19 protein-coding genes and 1 tRNA gene are annotated in these 17071 nt (G+C 71.1%); 4 read left to right on the top strand and 16 right to left on the bottom strand.

Going from position 1 to position 17071, the window contains the following annotated elements; all coding sequences use genetic code 11:
- Positions 1-14 precede the first annotated feature (14 nt).
- The 4 genes from IXW69_RS05985 to fbaA form a co-directional block, all read right to left on the bottom strand.
- A complete protein-coding gene (locus tag IXW69_RS05985) occupies positions 15-887 on the bottom strand; it encodes a carbohydrate ABC transporter permease (RefSeq protein ID WP_194785484.1) in 873 nt (290 codons plus the stop codon).
- 86 nt (positions 888-973) lie between these two features.
- The gene (locus tag IXW69_RS05980) at positions 974-1819 is read right to left on the bottom strand and encodes a carbohydrate ABC transporter permease (RefSeq protein WP_194785443.1); all 846 of its coding nucleotides are present in this window, start codon (positions 1817-1819) and stop codon (positions 974-976) included.
- 124 nt (positions 1820-1943) lie between these two features.
- Positions 1944-3299, bottom strand: coding sequence for an ABC transporter substrate-binding protein (locus IXW69_RS05975; RefSeq protein ID WP_194785442.1), 1356 nt, complete (start codon positions 3297-3299; stop codon positions 1944-1946).
- 478 nt (positions 3300-3777) lie between these two features.
- Positions 3778-4833, bottom strand: coding sequence for a class II fructose-bisphosphate aldolase (fbaA, locus tag IXW69_RS05970; RefSeq protein WP_194785441.1), 1056 nt, complete (start codon positions 4831-4833; stop codon positions 3778-3780).
- A gap of 142 nt (positions 4834-4975) precedes the next feature.
- On the opposite strand from fbaA, the gene IXW69_RS05965 reads away from it, so the two are divergent.
- Positions 4976-5608, top strand: a complete 633-nt coding sequence (locus IXW69_RS05965; protein ID WP_194785440.1) for a DMT family transporter — start codon at positions 4976-4978, stop codon at positions 5606-5608.
- Positions 5609-5639: 31 nt separating this feature from the next.
- Here the strand turns inward: IXW69_RS05965 and IXW69_RS05960 are convergent, their stop codons facing one another.
- From IXW69_RS05960 to IXW69_RS05940, 5 genes are all read right to left on the bottom strand, one after another.
- Entirely contained in the window at positions 5640-6350 is a 711-nt protein-coding gene (locus tag IXW69_RS05960; RefSeq protein ID WP_194785483.1) for a TrmH family RNA methyltransferase, read from the bottom strand.
- A gap of 29 nt (positions 6351-6379) precedes the next feature.
- A complete protein-coding gene (locus IXW69_RS05955; RefSeq protein WP_194785439.1) occupies positions 6380-6955 on the bottom strand; it encodes a hypothetical protein in 576 nt (191 codons plus the stop codon).
- 30 nt (positions 6956-6985) lie between these two features.
- Positions 6986-7555, bottom strand: coding sequence for an orotate phosphoribosyltransferase (gene pyrE / locus IXW69_RS05950; RefSeq protein WP_194785438.1), 570 nt, complete (start codon positions 7553-7555; stop codon positions 6986-6988).
- 196 nt (positions 7556-7751) lie between these two features.
- On the bottom strand, positions 7752-8249 hold the full coding sequence (gene tpx, locus IXW69_RS05945) for a thiol peroxidase (protein ID WP_194785437.1): 498 nt from the start codon (positions 8247-8249) through the stop codon (positions 7752-7754).
- Positions 8250-8352: 103 nt separating this feature from the next.
- Positions 8353-9189, bottom strand: a complete 837-nt coding sequence (locus tag IXW69_RS05940) for an SDR family NAD(P)-dependent oxidoreductase (RefSeq protein WP_194785436.1) — start codon at positions 9187-9189, stop codon at positions 8353-8355.
- 91 nt (positions 9190-9280) lie between these two features.
- Here IXW69_RS05940 and IXW69_RS05935 point away from each other — a divergent pair, with 91 nt between their 5' ends.
- A complete protein-coding gene (locus IXW69_RS05935; protein ID WP_194785435.1) occupies positions 9281-10105 on the top strand; it encodes an exodeoxyribonuclease III in 825 nt (274 codons plus the stop codon).
- Positions 10106-10260: 155 nt separating this feature from the next.
- On the opposite strand, the gene IXW69_RS05930 is transcribed toward IXW69_RS05935, so the two are convergent.
- On the bottom strand, positions 10261-11109 hold the full coding sequence (locus tag IXW69_RS05930; protein ID WP_194785434.1) for a serine hydrolase domain-containing protein: 849 nt from the start codon (positions 11107-11109) through the stop codon (positions 10261-10263).
- On the bottom strand, positions 11106-11858 hold the full coding sequence (locus tag IXW69_RS05925; RefSeq protein WP_323745203.1) for an NADPH-dependent oxidoreductase: 753 nt from the start codon (positions 11856-11858) through the stop codon (positions 11106-11108). The genes IXW69_RS05930 and IXW69_RS05925 overlap by 4 nt, the downstream gene beginning before the upstream one ends.
- Positions 11859-12026: 168 nt before the next feature.
- Here IXW69_RS05925 and IXW69_RS05920 point away from each other — a divergent pair, with 168 nt between their 5' ends.
- Positions 12027-12821, top strand: coding sequence for a 3'-5' exonuclease (locus IXW69_RS05920; RefSeq protein WP_194785432.1), 795 nt, complete (start codon positions 12027-12029; stop codon positions 12819-12821).
- Between the two features lie 35 nt (positions 12822-12856).
- On the opposite strand, the gene IXW69_RS05915 is transcribed toward IXW69_RS05920, so the two are convergent.
- From IXW69_RS05915 to IXW69_RS05900, 4 genes are all read right to left on the bottom strand, one after another.
- On the bottom strand, positions 12857-13939 hold the full coding sequence (locus IXW69_RS05915) for a hypothetical protein (protein WP_194785431.1): 1083 nt from the start codon (positions 13937-13939) through the stop codon (positions 12857-12859).
- Positions 13940-13946: 7 nt separating this feature from the next.
- Positions 13947-14600: a dCTP deaminase gene (gene dcd / locus IXW69_RS05910; protein ID WP_194785430.1), complete on the bottom strand. Its 654-nt coding sequence runs from the start codon at positions 14598-14600 to the stop codon at positions 13947-13949.
- Positions 14601-14781: 181 nt separating this feature from the next.
- Positions 14782-15486, bottom strand: a complete 705-nt coding sequence (locus IXW69_RS12005) for a DUF805 domain-containing protein (protein WP_194785429.1) — start codon at positions 15484-15486, stop codon at positions 14782-14784.
- 152 nt (positions 15487-15638) lie between these two features.
- The gene (locus tag IXW69_RS05900) at positions 15639-16217 is read right to left on the bottom strand and encodes a TM2 domain-containing protein (protein ID WP_194785428.1); all 579 of its coding nucleotides are present in this window, start codon (positions 16215-16217) and stop codon (positions 15639-15641) included.
- Positions 16218-16439: 222 nt separating this feature from the next.
- On the opposite strand from IXW69_RS05900, the gene IXW69_RS05895 reads away from it, so the two are divergent.
- Positions 16440-16510, top strand: a tRNA-Gly gene (locus tag IXW69_RS05895).
- Positions 16511-16683: 173 nt separating this feature from the next.
- On the opposite strand, the gene IXW69_RS05890 is transcribed toward IXW69_RS05895, so the two are convergent.
- Entirely contained in the window at positions 16684-17067 is a 384-nt protein-coding gene (locus IXW69_RS05890; RefSeq protein ID WP_194785427.1) for a DoxX family membrane protein, read from the bottom strand.
- Positions 17068-17071: the final 4 nt, after the last annotated feature.

Genomic DNA, 17071 nt, shown 5'->3' with positions numbered 1-17071 from the left:
CAGGCCCTGGAGCCTCAGCCCTTGACGGCGCCGGCGGCGACGCCCTCGACGATGTGCTTCTGACCGAAGAGGTAGAAGATGACGATCGGGATGATCGCCAGCACGAGCATGGCCATCTGGGCACCCATGTCACGGTTGCCGTTAGAGCCGATGAGCATCTGGATGACGATCGGGATCGTCTTGTAGCGCTCGTCCTGACCGATGACGAGGTTCGGCAGGAGGAAGTCGTTCCACACCCACATCGCGTTGAGGATGGCGACCGTGACCGCCGTCGGCTTGAGCAGCGGCATGACCACCCGGAAGTACGACTGCAGCGGCGAGCAGCCGTCCATGTAGGCGGCCTCCTCGATCTCCAGCGGGATCGACTTGATGAAGCCGGCGAAGAGGAACACGGACAGTCCTCCGCCGAAGCCCAGGTAGAGGACGATCATGCCCCAGGGGGTCGCCAGGCCGAGCATGTCCGCGATCTTGACGGTCGGGAACATGACCATCTGGAAGGGCGCGATCATGGAGAACGCGAAGAGGTAGTAGATGAGGCTCGTCCACCACGTCTTGACGCGGGTGATGTAGTACGCGGTCATCGCGGTCAGCAGGACGATGACGGCCACGGACCCGACCGTGATGAAGAGGGACCAGCCGATCGCGCGGGCGAAGCCGGAGAGCTGGAGGCCGGTGACGTAGTTGTCGAAGCCCGAGAAGGTCTCCCCGGTCGGCAGGCTGAAGGGGCTGCGCGAGATGAAGAACTTGCCCTTGAAGGAGTTCACCAGGATGAACAGCAGCGGGATGACCCAGATGAGGGACAGGAGCGCCAGGAGGACCGTGAGGACGTTCTGACCCGCGGTCTGCTTCTTGCGGGGCGGCTTGGCGGACGCGCGGCGCGCGGCCACGCGGCTCCCGTCGGCGGCGACGGCGTCGGTGCCCGCGGCGGTGGTCTCCGGGCTGGTTGTGTCCTGGCTGGCGGTGACGGCGGTGCTCACGCGTCGACCTCCTTCGAACGGGTCGCGCGCAGCTGGATGAGCGCGATGACGGCGACGATGACGAAGAAGATGACGGCCTCGGCCTGGGCGACGCCCTGCTTGCCGACCTGCTTGTACATCGCCTCGACGATGTTGAGTGCCGCCATCTGCGTCTGCTTGAGCGGTGCGCCGTTGGTGAGCGCGAGGTTCTGGTCGTACATCTTGAAGGTGTTCGCCAGCGTGAGGAACAGGCAGATCGTGATGGAGGGCATGACCATCGGGATGGTGACGTTGCGCAGGGTGCCCCAGCGCGTGGCGCCGTCGATCTGGGCGGCCTCGATGAGCTCGGGCGGTACGTTCTGCAGGCCCGCGATGTAGATGATCATCATGTAGCCCATGAGCTGCCAGTTCACGAGCAGGATGAGGCCCGCCATGCCCAGGTGCCAGTCGTTGACGATGGTCTGGCCCCAGCGCTGGAGGATCGCGTTGAGCATGACCTGCCAGGTGTAGCCCAGCACGATGCCGCCGATGAGATTCGGCATGAAGAACACCGAGCGGAAGAAGTTGGTGCCGCGCAGGTGGCGGGTGAGCAGGTACGCCAGGACGAAGGCGCCCAGGTTGACCGTGATGATCGAGATGATCGAGACCGCGGCGGTGAAGCCGAGGGCGTGGACGAAGCCCGATCGCTCAGCGAAGGCCTTGGCGTAGTTCTCGGTGCCGACCCAACGCGCGTTGGTGAGGGTCGTGAACTTCGTGAACGACAGGTAGAGCCCCATGAAGAAGGGGACGATGAATGCGATGAGGAAGGCCAACAGTGTTGGCCCCGCGAAGATGGGGAAGTACTTCTTGAGTGCCTTGGTCATGGTGCCTCTGTCAGGGTGACCCTGGCCGGTCGGTGGGGCTCGGCCCCGCCGACCTGCTTCCAGGTGGGGAGGGTGCGCCGACGGCGCCCGGCCCGTGGGGGTCGGGCGCCGTCGGCGTGTCCGGTCAGGCCTTCTTCTCGGCGGCCCACTCGGTGACGAAGTAGTCCTTCACGGCGGACCAGTCCTCGCTGCCGGCGGCGTACTGGGCGAGGTGCTGACCGAGCTGGTCCTTGAAGTCCTGGCTCGGGAAGGTCTGGAAGACCCAGTTGATGGGCGTGAGGTCCTTGTTGTTGAGGTAGTCGACCAGGTCGGAGCCGAGCGGGTCGGCCGGCTTGAGGTCGGCGAACGCCTTGTACGGCGAGGCGGAGACGACGGAGTTGTCGGTGAGGAGCTTGGCGCCCTCGGCGTCCGTGAGCAGCCAGGTGAGGAAGTCGGTGCTGGCCTTCTGAGCCTCCTCGGAGGCCTGCGAGTTGACGGCGAGGTAGTTCTCGGTGCCCAGCGCGATGCCGGTCTTGTCCTCGCCGTCGACGCCGACGTAGATCGGCATGAAGTGGACGTCCTCCGCCTTGACGGTGTTGCCGTCGACGTCGGAGATCTGGGACCAGGCCCACTGGCCGTTCTGGACGAAGGCGCACTGGCCGAGCGCGAACTCGGACATGGAGTCCGTGACCGTCTTGGCGGAGGTCTCGGAGGGCTTCACGGTCGAGTTGTTGAGGTACAGGTCGAAGATCTGCTGGTAGTTCTTCGAGTAGGTGAGCTTGAGGTCCTTGGTGTCCGTCACGTCGTCGTCGCGGAACTCGTAGAACACGGGGTAGTTGGCGAGGTGGGTCTGCCAACGCCAGTCCTCGCCGGGGGCGAGGGAGGTGCACGCGAAGGCGCCCTTGATGCCCAGGTCATCCTTCTTGGCCTGGATGTCCTCGGCGAGGGCCTTGAGCTTGTCGAAGCCCTTGACCTCGTCGATGGAGGAGACGACGGCGCCGTCGGTGGCGAAGTACTTCTGGAGGATGGCGTCGTTGTAGATGATGCCGTAGCCCTCGGTGGCGAGCGGCGAGCCGTAGATGGTGCCGTCCTCGCTCTTGAGCGCCATCGAGTCGTCGGTGAGAGCCTTGACGAAGTCGGTGTCCGACAGGTCGAGGGCGTAGTCCTGCCACGTGGCCAGGCCGACCGGGCCGTTGATGTTGAAGATGGTCGGCGGGTTGGACTTGGCGACCTCGCTCTGGAGGGTCTGCTCGTAGGTGCCGGAGGCCGCGGTGACGACCTTGACCTCGACGCCGGTCTTCTCCTTGTACGTCGAGGCGATCTTCTTGAACGCCTCCTCGGCCTCGGGCTTGAAGTTGAGGAAGTAGACGCTGCCGGACGAGCCGGAGTCGGACGAGCCGGAGCTCGCGGAGTCGGAGCCGCTGGAGCAGGCGGCGAGGGTGGCCGCGACGGCGGCTGCGAGGGAGCCTCCGAGAACGGTGCGGCGGGAGACGGGGCGCATGGTGGTCCTCCTTTGGACACGTCCGGTTCGCGGGCTGGACCCGCTGTGCACTGGATCCGGTGGGGGCTGCGCGGTGAGCGGCCACCCCCGTCGGTGACGCCCCATCCTTGCACAGGGCGGACCAGATTTCTGCAAACCTTGCAGGATTCACCTCGCGTTCACCCGCGCACTCCGGAAGAGAGCGGCTGCGGGCCGTACCGCAAAGGTGAACGTCGTGAGACGCTCACCCGCCCTGCGGGCCGTCCTGGTGCTGACGCTGGCCGGCCCCGACTAGCCAAACCGGACTCGCAGTCGTGAGCAGACCCGCCCTCGACAGCTCCACCCCGAGTCAGCCCGCTTGGAGCGAGACCGCCCGTTGAGAGGGCTGACTCGCGCCAGACGGGCTGACCCGCGCAAGTAAGAGGTGGCCCCGGCACCACGAGAGTGCCGGGGCCACTGGTGAGTTCCGAACCGGCGCTGGGCCCAGCGCCGGACGGGCTCAGTGCTGCTTCGAGGCGGAGCCGACGGAGCCGAGGCGCTCGCAGGCCTCGACGACGCGGGCGGCCATGCCGTCCTCAGCGGCCTTGCCCCAGGCGCGCGGGTCGTAGGCCTTCTTGGAGCCGACCTCGCCGTCGATCTTGAGGACGCCGTCGTAGTTCTTGAACATGTGGTCGGCGACAGGACGCGTGAAGGCGTACTGGGTGTCGGTGTCCACGTTCATCTTGATGACGCCGTTGCGGACCGCCGTGGCGATCTCCTCGGCGGTCGAGCCGGAGCCGCCGTGCATGACGAGGTCGAACGGGGAGGACTTGTCGCCCACCTTGGAGGAGAGGCGGTCGCCGAGACGCTTCGCGACGTCCTCCTGGATCTCGCCGAGGAGCTCGGGCTTGAGCTTGACGTGACCGGGCTTGTAGGAGCCGTGGACGTTGCCGAAGGTGAGGGCGGTCGTGTAGCGGCCGTTCTCGCCGAGGCCGAGGGCCTCGACGGCCTTCCACGCGTCGTCCGCGGTGGTGTACAGGCTGGCGTTCTCGTCGCCCTTGATCCCGTCCTCCTCGCCGCCGACGGCGCCGATCTCGATCTCCAGGATGGTGTTGGCCTGCTTGCTCAGGGCGAGCAGCTCGACGGCGATCTCGATGTTGTCCTCGAGGGACTCGGCGGAGCCGTCCCACATGTGCGACTGGAAGGCGGTGGGCTCGCCGCGCTTGGCCTGCTCGATCTCGATCTCGAGGAGGGGCTTGAGCCAGGTGTCAACCAGCTTGCGCGGGCAGTGGTCCGTGTGGAGGGCGAAGGTGCCCGGGTAGAGGTCGCCGACGGCGTAGCCGTAGGCGGACAGGGCGAGGGAGCCCTTGACGCGGTCAGCGATGGTGTGACCGGACCAGTAGGCGGCGCCACCGTTGGAGACCTGGATGATGCCGTCGGACTCAGCCTCGGCGAAGCCCTGGAGGGCGGCCGAGAGGGTCTGCGACGAGGTGACGTTGATCGCGGGGATGGCGTACTTGCCAGCCTTCGCGCGGTCGATCATGTCGGCGTAGGACTCCGGGGTTGCAATGGCCACTGGGTGCCTCCTGAGGAAAGTGAATAGTCAGTGGTGCAGGTCCGATTCTCCCACGAATCGCTGATGACGTGAACCGGGCGATGGTCCCGGATCACCATCCAGGCGCCTGTGGGCTCCGTGGCGCCCGGGTCGCCTCCCCGTCGTGCTCCCTGCTCTCCTTGGTCTCGCGATGGGTCTGGGCCTCCCCGTCCAGACCGCCGTCAACTCCCGTTTGCGGCACGCCGCCGACTCGCCGCTGTTCGCCTCGCTCATCAACTTCGCGGTCGGGACGGCCTTCCTGTGGACGCTCCTGCTGATCACGGGGAGCCTCGGTGCGCTGGCGGCCGCGGGCTCCGCGGGCACGAGCTGGTGGATGTGGTGCGGCGGAGCCCTCGGCTTCGTCTTCCTCACGGCGAACATCCTCCTGTTCCCCCAGCTCGGCAGCGTGGAGACGGCGATCTGGCCGGTGGTCGGGCAGATCCTCATGGCGCTCGCGCTTGACGCCGGAGGGTGGCTCGGCACGCCGCGGCGGAGCCTCTCGGTCGTTCGGGGGCTGGGGACTCTCCTGGTCATCGGGCGCGTGCTGGGAGGCACCGACGTCTTCCTCACGAGCGTCCTCGTGCCGCTCATCGGCACGGGGATGGCGATGGTGCTCGCTCTCATCGGACAGGTGACCGGCTCGGTGTGCGTCGACCACCTCGGCTGGCGCGGGGCCGCACGGGACCGCGTCGTCCCGCTGCAGGTGCTCGGTCTGCTCGTCATGGTGGCAGGCGCCGTGCTCGTCAGGCTCGGCTGAGGAGGCAGGAGCCTCGCGCACGCCGCCGCGCTCAGTCCGGCGCGGGACCGGCGTGCTGGAGCACCCAGGAGTGCATGGCGACGGCGGCCGCCGCGGCCACGTTGATGGACCGCGTCGAGCCGTACTGCCCGATGCGCAGGAGCCGTGAGGCGCCGGCGAGGAGCTCGTCGGAGATGCCGGCTCCCTCGGAGCCGAAGACGAGGAGGCACCGCTCGGGCAGCGCCTCTCCCTCGAGCTGCTTGGAGCCCGGGCCGTTGTCGATAGCGACGACCTCGTATCCCTCGACGGAGGCCCACGCGAGGAGGCCGGCGGGCTCGGGGTGGTGGCGCACGTCGAGGTAGCGGTTGGTGACCATGGCGCCGCGCTTGTTCCAGCGGTGGCGGCCGACGACGTGAACGGCGCCGACGTTGAAGGCGTTGGCGGTGCGCACGATCGACCCGATGTTGAGGTCCTGGGTCACGTTCTCGATGGCGACGTGCAGCGGGTGGGCGCGGGCGGCGAGGTCGGCGCGGACCGCCTCGACGGTCCAGTAGCGGTAGCGGTCGACGACGTTGCGGCGGTCGCCGTCCCGCAGGAGGTCGCGGTCGTACTGGGGGTCGTCGGGCCAGGCGGCCTCTCCCCCGGGCCACGGCCCGACGCCGACGATGCGCTGGTCCGCGGGCTCGTCCCGCTCGGGAGGGAGCCCCGCCCAGTGGTCCGGCGCGGCGGCACCGGAACCCTTGCCGGGAGCGGCGCCCGCCACGGGAGCGGCGACGTGGTCGACGGCGTCGTTCACAGGTCCGCGACGCTGGTACCGATCTCCCCCATGGCCCCGGGGAAGAAGTTCTCAGCGGCGCGGCGCCCCAGGCGACGGGTGTGCGCCGTGTTGAAGACGCCGTGCGTGAGGCGGTTGTAGCCGGGAACGAGGTAGTTGTAGCGCGCTCCGGCGGTGTCGACGTCGTCCCAGGCCTGCTCGTACGCGGCCTGCGCGGCCTTGACCTCGGCGTCCCCGCCCTGCGCCCTGCAGGAGGCGTCGAGGACGGCGCCGAGCGCCGTGACGGCCTCGTTGAGCCGGGACTCGCGACGGGCCCGGTCCGACGGCGTCCCGGTGCGGGCGGCGTCAGCGACGGCGGACTCGACGGCCTCGCGCTGGGCCCCGGTGACGAGACCGTGCTCGTCCGCGGTCCGGATGAGGGTCTCGGCCGCCTCGTGGTGGCCGACGAGGGAGGCCTCGACCGCGCGCCAGGCGTCGTCGATGTTCTCCCCCGCGGCCTCGAGGTGGCGCCCCCGCACGCCGACGCCGTAGTAGTAGGCGGCGACGAGCAGCAGGACGAGAACGACGATGACGCCGATCCACGTGGCGGTCATGGGGAGCCTCCTGTCAGCGGTGCAGGGCCGTCAGTCGAGCCCCAGGTCGGACAGCCCGAGGGCGGCGTGGTAGGGCAGCCCCTCGGCCTCGATCCGCTCCTTGGCGCCCGTGTCGCGGTCGACGATGACGGCGACGGCGAGGACGTTGGCGCCGGCCTCGCGCAGGGCGGCGACGGCCTCGATCGGGGAGCCGCCGGTGGTCGAGGTGTCCTCGAGGACCACGACGTTCCTGCCGGCGACGTCCGGGCCCTCGACGCGGCGCTTCATGCCGTGGTCCTTGGCGGCCTTGCGGACGACGAAGGCGTCGAGGTCGAGACCGCGGGAGGCGGCGGCGTGGAGCATGGCGGTGGCGACCGGGTCGGCTCCCATGGTGAGGCCGCCGACGGCGTCGACCTCGCCCGTGCCGAGGCCGGCCTCCTCGAGCATGTCGAGCATGACGTGCCCGATGAGCGGGGCGGCCTCGTGGTGGAGGGTCGCGCGGCGCATGTCGACGTAGAAGTCGGACTCGAGCCCGGAGGCGAGGGTGACCTTGCCGCGGACGACGGCGAGGTCGGAGACGAGCTGGGCGAGGCGTGCGCGCTGGGCGTCGTTGGTGGTCACGCCCCCAGGCTAGGCGACCACCGTGCAAGAGGACGCCCGCAAGACCGAGGGGTGGCCCGGATCATGGTCGCGGTCCCGGTCACGGAGCGGCTCGTGCCCTCGTCAGCGGACGCGCGCCGGCCCCGCGGCGGGTGGCGCCGCGGGGCCGGGGCGGTCGTGCTTCGGCGCGGTGCGCGCCGTCGACGACGTGCGGGCGTCAGGCGAGGGCCGCGAGCGCAGCGTCGTAGTCGGGCTCGTCGGTGACCTCGGAGACCTGCTGCGTGTAGACGACCTTGCCCTGCTCGTCGATGACGACGACGGCGCGCGAGAGGAGACCCTCGAGGGGGCCGTCGGTCATGGTGACGCCGTAGTCCTCGCCGAGCGAGGAGCGGAAGGCGGAGCCGGTGGAGACGTTCTCGATGCCCTCGGCGGAGCAGAAGCGCTCGGCGGCGAAGGGGAGGTCCTTGCTGGCGCACACCACGGTCGTGTTCTCCAGCGCGGTGGCGCGCTCGTTGAACTCGCGCAGCGCCTTGGCGCACACGCCGGTGTCGAGCGACGGGAAAATGGACAGGATGACGCGGCGACCGGCGAGCTCCTCGCTGCTCACGGGGGCGAGGTCCGCTCCGACGAGCTCGAAGGAGGGTGCCTGGGCGCCGACCTCCGGCAACTCGCCGACGGTCTGGACGGGATTTCCCTGGAAGGTGATCGAAGCCATGCACTCATCATGACAGCCGATCAGTCGCTGCGCCAGGGCGATCAGGAACTTCTCAGTTCGCCGAGGGCGGCGACGACCCGGGCTGAGGTCGGTACCGGCCGGTTCAGTACCTCGTCCGCACGCTCGCGTGTCCAGCCACGCGGCGCACCAGCCAGCGGGGGCTCACCCGCAGCGCGGCGTTGACGGCGAGGTAGCGCGCCGAGGGCGTGCAGATGACCTGCCCGCGCCGCACGGCCGCGAGCGCGGAGCGCGCCACGTCCTCCGCGCGCAGCCAGGCGACGCCCGGCCACTGGTCGCCCATCCCGGCGCGGTCGTGGAACTCGGAGCGGGTGAGTCCCGGGTTGACCTCGGTGGCGGTGACCCCGGTGCCGCGCAGCTCGGAGGCCAGGCCCTCCGTGAAGGTTCGGACCCAGGCCTTGTGGGCGGCGTAGGTGCCCATGGCGGTGAGTGCCGTCGCGCTGGAGACGTTGAGTACGGCGCCGTGCCCGCGCTCGACCATGCCGGGGACGGCGGCGTGGGTGAGCTCGAGGACGGCCTGGACCATGACGGCCAGGGCACGCTGCTCCTGAGCGAGGTCGCCGCCGACGAAGCTCTGCCCGACGGCGAAGCCGGCGTCGTTGACGAGGAGGTCGACGGGGCGGTCGGCGACGTCGTCAGCCGTGTGGGGGCGGTCGGCGGTGACCCGAACGGTCGCGGCGCCGGCGGCTGCTCCCCCGACGCGCAGGCGCTCGGCGACGGCGGCTCGTCCCTCGGGCGTGGAGAGGTCGGCGGGCAGGACCTGGGCGCCGACGCCCGCGACCTGGTGGAGCCGCTCGGAGAGGGTCTCGAGGCGCTCGCGATCGCGGGCGACGAGCACGAGGTCGTGGTGAGCCTCGGCGAGCTGCCAGACGATCTCCTGGCCGATGCCGCTCGTGGCGCCGGTGACGAGTGCGGTTCCCATGGGTCCTCCTGCAGTGCTGCGGTGGTGGGGGCATGACGCCCGCGCTGGGCTCCCCGACCGCAGTCTCGCACCCGGCCGGTACCCTGCCCGCATGCGACTGGCCACCTGGAACGTCAACTCCGTCCGCACCCGCGTCGACCGCGTCGTCGCCTTCCTGGAGCGGGAGGACGTCGACGTCCTCGCCATGCAGGAGATCAAGTGCAAGCCCGAGCAGTTCCCGCGCGAGGCCTTCGAGGCGGCCGGCTATGAGCTCGCCGTGCACGGGCTCAACCAGTGGAACGGCGTCGCCATCGCCTCACGGGTGGGCCTGACCGACGTCGAGGCCGGTTTCCCGGGCCAGCCGACGTGGTCCTCGAAGGAGGGCGTCGAGCCCGTCGTCGAGGCGCGGGCGCTCGGCGCGACCGTGGGCGGGCGGCCCGGGGCGGGCGGGGCGGTCTCCGAGCCCGTGCGCCTGTGGAGCCTGTACGTCCCCAACGGCCGCGAGCTCGACCACCCGCACTACGCGTACAAGCTCGAGTGGCTGCGGGTCCTGCGCGACGACGTCGCCAGCTGGCTCGCCCAGGACCCGGAGCAGGCGCTGGCGCTCGCCGGCGACTGGAACGTAGCGCCGCACGACGAGGACGTGTGGGACATGAGCGTCTTCGAGGGAGCCACGCACGTCTCGGCCCCCGAGCGCGAGGCCTTCGCCGCCTTCGAGGGCGCCGGGCTGACCGAGGTGACTCGCGAGCGGGTCACGAACTACACGTACTGGGACTACCAGAAGCTGCGCTTCCCCCGGAACGAGGGCATGCGCATCGACTTTGTCTACGGCTCGGCCGCCTTCGAGGAGCGGGTGCGCGGCGCGGCGATCGACCGGAACGAGCGCAAGGGCAAGGGCGCCTCGGACCACGTCCCGGTCATCGTCGACGTCGCCTGAGCCGCGCCTCACCCACCCACGCCGAGCCTGACGCCTTCCCGCCGAGGCACACGTTCTGTCACGCAGCGTCGACGGGAAACCGTCAGTCTGGACGGAACGACCGCGTGCGGCGACGGCTCCGGCGGGAAACCGTCAGTCTCGACGAGCCAAGCGCGTCAGAGCGCGAGGACCTGATCGTTGAGCGCGGGCCAAGCCGCCTTGTGGGCCTTGCTGAAGGGCTTCGCGCCGAGAAACACGGCCTGGCGCCCGGCCAGCGGGTCCACCCAGAGGAAGGAGCCGGACTGGCCGAAGTGCCCGAAGGTCTCCGGGGAGTTCCCCTCCCCCGTCCAGTGCGGGTGCTTGTGCCCGCGGATGGAGACGCCGAGGCCGAAGTCGTTGGGCGTCTGACGCCCGTACCCGGGCAGAACACCGTCGAGCCCGGGGTGGACGACGCGGCGCGCCTGCTCCGCGAGCCCGGCGGAGACGAGGGTCGGCGCCGCGAGCTCGCGGGCGAAGAGGCTGAGGTCGCGGGCGTTGCCGGACCCTGAGTGAGCCGGGGAGCCGGGCACGAGGACGCTGGCCATGCCGAGGGGCTCGAGGACGGTCGTCTCGATCCACTCCTCGAGGTCGGTGCCGGTGGCCTCCTCCAGGCGCTGACCGAGGATCTCGATGCCGCGGTTGGAGTAGACGCGGCGCTTGCGCGGCGGCCCGAGGACGGTGTCCGCGCCGTCGGCGCCGTCGAAGGAGATGCCCGAGGAGTGCGACATGAGGTCGCGGACCGTGGCGCCGGGGAGCTGCTCGCCTGCGGGGTCGTCGAGGCTCATGAGCCCGCGGTCGACGGCGATGAGGGCGCTCCACACGGCGATGGGCTTGGTGACGGAGGCGAAGGGGAAGGTCTCCTCGACCTCGCCGGCCTCCGCGACGACCTGGCCGCCCTCGGTGACGACGAGGGCGCAGGGGAAGTCGAGCTGGTCCAGGGCGGGCAGGGCGGCGCGGGCGGCCTCACCGGTCAGGGGAGCACTCATCGCAGGCACAGCCCCTGCTCGTGGAGGACCTCGAGGACGGGCGAGCTGGAGGAGCCGCCGTTGCCGAGGGTGCGCACCACCTGCGCGGTGAAGGTGTCGGAGCGCTTGTTGGCGTCGCGCAGGTCGTAGTACTCGCGCACGGTGCGGTCGTAGGCCTCGAGGGCCTCGAGGTGGTCCGTCACCTCCGGGTAGGTGTCGACGGCGGTGGTGATCTCGCGGGGCAGGCGCGGCTTGAACTGGGGCTCCTGGTCCGGGTGTCCGACGAGGAGGCCGAGCAGCGGGTAGGTGTGCCGCGGCAGGCCGAGCGCGGTGATGATCCGGCGCGGGTCCGTGGCGATGGAACCGAGGTACGTCGTGCCCAGCCCCAGGGACTCGGCGGCGACGACGACGTTCTGCGCCGCGATGACGGTGTCCTCGACGGCCTGGAGGAAGAGGTTGGTGCGCTCGACGGGCTGGGCGTCGGCGCCGGCGCGCTCGCGCAGGACGGCGTTGCGGTGGAGGTCGACGACGAACATGAGGAGCTCGCCGCGGGTGCCGCCGACGTAGGGCTGACCGGAGACGGCGTGGATCTCCTCGCGGAGAGCGGGGTCGAGGACGCGGATGACGGTGACCTGCTGACGGAAGGAGGAGGTGGCCGAGTGCCGGGCGACGTCGAGGAGGGTCGTGACGACGTCCTCGCCGACGGGCTCCTCGGTGTAGGCGCGGATGGTGCGGTGCGCGAGCTGGACGTCGATGGTCGGGCCGCTCACGAGGGAGGTGACGGGCCGGTTGAGGGCGTCGTTCGGGGCGTCCGTGCGCTGCGGGCCGTTGCCGTGGTCGAGCGGGGCGGCGCCCGTGGACTCGTTGCTGGTCTCGGTCATGTCCCCGACTCTAACGCCGCGCCGGTCGTGACCGTCCGGGCCGATACGATGCCCGCGATGCCCTTCTACCACCGTCCTCCGCACGACCGCGGCCCTCTGAGGCCGCGCACCGCGACGGTCGCGCCGGCGGCGCACGCCCGGGCCGCCGAGGACAGGGAGTCGCTGGCGAGCGCGGCCCGCGAGGTCGGCTACGCCGTCATCGACCTGGAGACGACGGGCCTGTCCCCCGCCGGGGACGAGATCCTCGAGATCGGGCTCGTACTGGCCGGTCCCGACGGCGCCGAGGAGCGCGCCTGGTCCACGCTCGTCGACCCGGGCGCCGGCGTCGACGTCGGCCCGACGTTCATCCACGGGATCGTCGCGGAGGACCTCGTCGGGGCACCGAGCCTCGACGACCTCGCCGACCTCCTCGTGCGGGACCTCGCCGGGCGGGCCGTGGTGGCGCACAACGCCCGCTTCGACGTCGGCTTCCTCACCCAGGCGCTGGGCCGCCGGGACCGGCTGGCCCGCGGAGCCCGGGTGCCGCGCGTGTGCACGATGGAGTGGGCACGGCACTACATCACGACGCCGTCGCGCCGGCTCACGACCTGCTGCGAGGTCTGCGGGGTGGAGATCGGTCACCACCACTCGGCCCTCGACGACGCCCGGGCCTCCGCGGGCCTGCTGCGGCACTACCTGGCGATCGGCGCCGAGCGCGGCGAGGAGCCCGTCGCCTGGGCGCGGGCGCTGGCAGACGCTCGGGCCTTCACCGGCTGGACCTGGGACCCGGAGGGGGCGGAGCGCGCCGAGGCGCTGCTCGTACCGCGTCGTGGCCCGGGGGTCCCGCGTGAGGGCGTGCCGGACCACCTCTGAGCCTCCGGGGAGGGCCCCGCGGTGCTCAGGAGTGCTCAGTCGAGGACGACGAGGAATCCGTCGTCGTCGACGACTGCGCCACCGGCGGCACGCTGGACGGCGGCCGTCACGGCCTCGATGACCTCACCGGCCGCGGCGCGGTCCACGAGGTCCGGGGCCGCGGGATCGAGCGGGCGCCACACGCTCTGGTAGGCGACCAGCGGCCCGTCCGCCCAGGGCTCGCCGCGCAGGGCCAGCGGCAGCGTCTCGACGCCCTGGACGCGCAGCTCGACGACGGAGTCGTCGGAGGCTCCGGCCACGGGCACGTGCACGGCGTAGCCGTCGAGGACCGTCTCCTCCGGAGTCTCGACTGCCCGGTTGCGCGCAGCCTCCTCGGCCCGCGCGAGGGCCTCGGCGCCGATGAGGCCCTCGAGGCGACGGCGCTCCTCGTCACCGAGCGACGCGAGGCCGGTTGCCCCCGCGCTCGGTGCGGGCATGTCGAGCTGGGCGCGCGCCCCGGGGACGACGTCAGCGAGCAGCGTCTCGAGGCCGTCCGGGGCGATCCAGACGGGGGCGACGAGCGTGAGGCCGACGTGCTCGTCGGGGTCGGGGACGTAGAGCTCGGGGACGATGCCGTCGCCGACGAGGCGCAGGCCGCCGCGCAGGCGCCGCGCGATGGCGCGCAGTCTCTGGAGCGCGAGGAGCTCCGTGCCCTCGGGCTGGTGGAGGGCGAAGGCGTCGGCGAGCGGGTCCAGGCCGGCGAGCTCGACGGGCAGCGGGCCGCCGCGCTGGGGCTCGCAAGCCAGGGCCATCACCTGGTCGGCCCACTCGGGCAGGTCGAGGCGCCGGCGCAGCGCGTCGTCGAGGTGCCAGGGGCCGTGGAGCTCGACGTCGGGCATGAGGCCGATCGAGGAGACGGAGAGCCAGCCGGCGCGGGCGTCCTGGGAGACGGCGAGGGCCTCGACCTCCTCGGTCTCGACGTCGTCAGGCAGGACGAGGAGGTGGCGGGAGTCGAGCTCGTCGGTGGGCAGGGCCCTCGGGACGATGAGGACGCCAGTGTCGAGCGGGAGGGCCGCGGCGGTGTCCGTCGGCCGCTCGGAGCCCGGCTGGTCCGGGGCGGTTCCGGTGGAGTCGGTCATGGCTCGCTCAGCGCTCGTCGGCTGCTGAGGACGACGGTGCGACGTCGTCGAAGGTGGTCACGCCCTCGGCCAGGGGGCCGGGGTCGGTGATGCGAACGCGGTCGAAGCGCACGTGGGAGCGCGAGGCGGTCGGGCCGCGCTGCCCCTGGTAGTGCGACCCGGTGGTCCCCGAGCCGTAGGGGTGGTCGGAGGGGCTGGACAGGCGGAAGAAGCACAGCTGCCCGACCTTTATCCCGGGCCAGAGCCTGATGGGCATCGTCGCCGTGTTGGAGAGCTCGAGGGTGACGTGGCCGGTGAAGCCCGGGTCGATGAAGCCGGCGGTGGAGTGGGTGAGGAGGCCCAGGCGGCCCAGGGAGGACTTGCCCTCGAGGCGGGCGGCGACGTCGTCGGGGAGGGTGACGCGCTCGTAGGTGGCGCCGAGGACGAACTCGCCGGGGTGGAGGATGAAGGGCTCGTCGGGGCCGACGTCGATGAGGTGCGTGAGCTCGGACTGCTCGACGGCAGGGTCGATGACCGGGTAGCGGTGGTTGTCGAAGAGCCGGAACCAGCGGTCCAGTCGCACGTCGATGGAGGCGGGCTGGATCATCGCCGGGTCGTAGGGGTCGAGGACGACGCGGCCCGCGTCGAGCTCGGCGCGGATGTCATGGTCGGAGAGCAGCACGTGCCCGATTGTGCCAGGGCGGTGCCGTGAGCGGGCTGTGAGCGGCGGGGGTGACGGGGCGTGGGGGACGTCGTCGGGGTCCAGCCGCGGGCTGCGGCGTCCGCCGGGACGAGGTCGGCCCCGCACCACGCTCGGTGGTACGGGGCCGACCGGCCCTCGCGGGCCCGTGGTCAGGAGCGGCTCACACGAACCACTCGGGCCGCCACAGCTCGACGTGACGCTCGGTGATGAGGAGGACGAGCAGCCAGATCGGGCCGATGACGGGCACGAGGCAGATGAAGTACCACGCTCCGGACCTGCCGGAGTCGTGGAGACGGCGCCAGGTGATCGCGAGGCTCGGCACGAGCACCGCGAGGCCGATGACGAGGAGAAGGATGTAGCCGACGACCATGAGCGCGGGCGAGCCCGTGGACTCGACGTGGCCGTACTCGTCATAGGTCGTCCCCGCGGCCATGGTACCGATCCCCACCGTGATGAGGATGGCCGGGATGAGCTCGATGAGGAAGACGCCCAGGTAGGCCCACCAGTACTCGGAGCGGGACGCGGCGCCGCGGAACTGGGCGTACTTCTTGAAGAACAGCTTGATGGCGTCGCCGAAGCCGACGTTGCTCGGCGCCGTCTCCGCCGTGACGAAGGGGGGCAGGCCGGGCACGGAGGCGGCGCCGAGGGTCGAGTAGCCCGGGTAGCCCTGGGCGGCGTCGGCGTAGCCGGTCTGGCCGTAGCCCTGCTGCTGGTAGGCAGGCTGACCGTAGCCGGGCTGGCCGTAGGCGACGTCGGCGCTCTGGCCGTAGGCGGGCGAGGTGGACTGGCCGTAGCCGTAGCCCTCTGACGGGCTGGGCTGCTGGGCGCCCTGGGGCTGGTTGTAGGGGTCGTATCCGGTGCTCACGGTGTGCTCCTGGCGTGTAGTCGGGGACAGCTCTGGGTGGGGTGCGCGGGAGGGCGGTGGTCGGCCGTGTCCCGATGAGGCTAGCGGCGACCGTGACGGCCTGTCAGTGGGGACCGGTCCCCACGCGCGGGGCGGGAGGCCGGTGCCGTGGGTCAGTTGCTCAGCGGGACGCCACGGGCGTCGACTCCCCACGGCACGGCGCCGGGCGTCGCCGCGAGGATGAGGATGCCCTCGACGAGGGCCCAGACCTCGATGCCGAGGACGAGGAAGAACCCGATGAAGATGAAGCTGAGGATGAGGCCGACGATCGTGAGGCCGAGCTGGAGCCCGCCGCGGGCGTTGCGCCCCAGGTAGAAGTTGTGGACGCCGAGGGCGCCGAGGAAGATGCCGAGGAGGCCCGCGGCGATCTTGGACTTCGGGGCGACCGGGTACCCGCCGACGTAGGGCTGCTGGTAGGGCTGCTGATAGTCCTGCTGCTGGTAGGGCTGCTGATACCCGGCGGCCTGGTAGTCGGTCCCGTAGGGCTGCTGGTACCCGGCTCCGTTCGCGGAGGGCGCGGAGGCGTAGCCGCCCTGGTACTGCTGGTAGCCGGCTCCCGGGTAGGCCTGACCGCCCTGGTCGTAGGGCTGGTTGTACGGCTGGACGGCACCGCCCTGCGCACCGTCGGACGGCGCCTGGTACGGGTTGGCCTGCCCCTGGGGGTAGTCGGACGGGTTGTAGGGGTCGCTCATGCGGGGGGGCTCTCTGGGGAGGGAGTGTCGTTACCGCGACGGGCCACGCGGCCAGGTGCGGGGGTAGCGGGCTCGGTGCCCGCTGCGGTCACAGTAGCCGCGGATCCCGGTCACCCGGCGCATCTGCGTGCTTCACGGCTGGTCCGTGGCCGAATCGTGCCGTTTTCGGTGCTGGCGTGCGCGTGGGGTATGCTGCTCCAGCACCTCACCACTGGTGAGCGCGCGGGTGTAGTTCAATGGTAGAACTTCAGCTTCCCAAGCTGACAGCGCGGGTTCGATTCCCGTCACCCGCTCCGCCGCAAGGCCCGGAACCGCACGGTTCCGGGCCTTTGTCGTGCCCTGCGTGCGGGCGCGAGCCCAGGAGCGGCAGGACACGAGTGAGCCGGCCCCCAGGTGGGAGACCGGCTCACTCGTGCGCGGGCCCGGGCGTCAACGTCGTCGTGCCGCGAGACGCCGAGGCTGACGCTCAGCTGGCGGCGACCATGAGGAGGCCGCCGGCGACCGCCGTGTTGGAGGCGAAGGAGGTCATCTGCGTCTGCTTCGCGGCATCCTCGGTCTCCTTCCAGAAGGGGTGGCCGACGATCGTCGTGGGGACGAGGAGGCCGACGAGGCTGAGGGCGGAGACGTGGGGCAGGATGCCCAGGGCCATGGCGGAGCCGGCGGCCATCATGCCGGCGCCGTTGAGCTTGACGAGGGTCTCGCCGGGGACGTCGACGTCGATCGCGTACTCCTCCTTGGCGGAGTCGACGACCGGGCCGAGCTGGGCGGCGCTCTTGAGCTGGTTGAGGCCACCGCCGATGAACACGGTGGCGAGCATGGCGCGTCCGGCCATCTTGACGGGGTTGATCATGGTG

Source organism: Actinomyces haliotis, assembly GCF_015355765.1.
Classification (GTDB): Bacteria; Actinomycetota; Actinomycetes; order Actinomycetales; family Actinomycetaceae; genus Actinomyces; species Actinomyces haliotis.
The sequence above is the reverse complement of the archived record's forward strand: the minus strand, read 5'-3'. Positions and strand labels throughout refer to the sequence as shown.

Excerpts from the sequence above, each read along its gene's own strand:
- IXW69_RS05980 (WP_194785443.1), bottom strand. The coding sequence starts at position 1,819 with ATGACCAAGGCACTCAAGAAGTACTTCCCCATCTTCGCGGGGCCAACA.
- IXW69_RS05975 (WP_194785442.1), bottom strand. The coding sequence starts at position 3,299 with ATGCGCCCCGTCTCCCGCCGCACCGTTCTCGGAGGCTCCCTCGCAGCC.
- IXW69_RS05955 (WP_194785439.1), bottom strand. The coding sequence starts at position 6,955 with ATGACCGCCACGTGGATCGGCGTCATCGTCGTTCTCGTCCTGCTGCTC.
- tpx (WP_194785437.1), bottom strand. The coding sequence starts at position 8,249 with ATGGCTTCGATCACCTTCCAGGGAAATCCCGTCCAGACCGTCGGCGAG.
- IXW69_RS05940 (WP_194785436.1), bottom strand. The coding sequence starts at position 9,189 with ATGGGAACCGCACTCGTCACCGGCGCCACGAGCGGCATCGGCCAGGAG.
- IXW69_RS05935 (WP_194785435.1), top strand. The coding sequence starts at position 9,281 with ATGCGACTGGCCACCTGGAACGTCAACTCCGTCCGCACCCGCGTCGAC.
- IXW69_RS05930 (WP_194785434.1), bottom strand. The coding sequence starts at position 11,109 with ATGAGTGCTCCCCTGACCGGTGAGGCCGCCCGCGCCGCCCTGCCCGCC.
- IXW69_RS05920 (WP_194785432.1), top strand. The coding sequence starts at position 12,027 with ATGCCCTTCTACCACCGTCCTCCGCACGACCGCGGCCCTCTGAGGCCG.
- IXW69_RS05915 (WP_194785431.1), bottom strand. The coding sequence starts at position 13,939 with ATGACCGACTCCACCGGAACCGCCCCGGACCAGCCGGGCTCCGAGCGG.
- IXW69_RS05900 (WP_194785428.1), bottom strand. The coding sequence starts at position 16,217 with ATGAGCGACCCCTACAACCCGTCCGACTACCCCCAGGGGCAGGCCAAC.
- IXW69_RS05890 (WP_194785427.1), bottom strand. The coding sequence starts at position 17,067 with ATGATCAACCCCGTCAAGATGGCCGGACGCGCCATGCTCGCCACCGTG.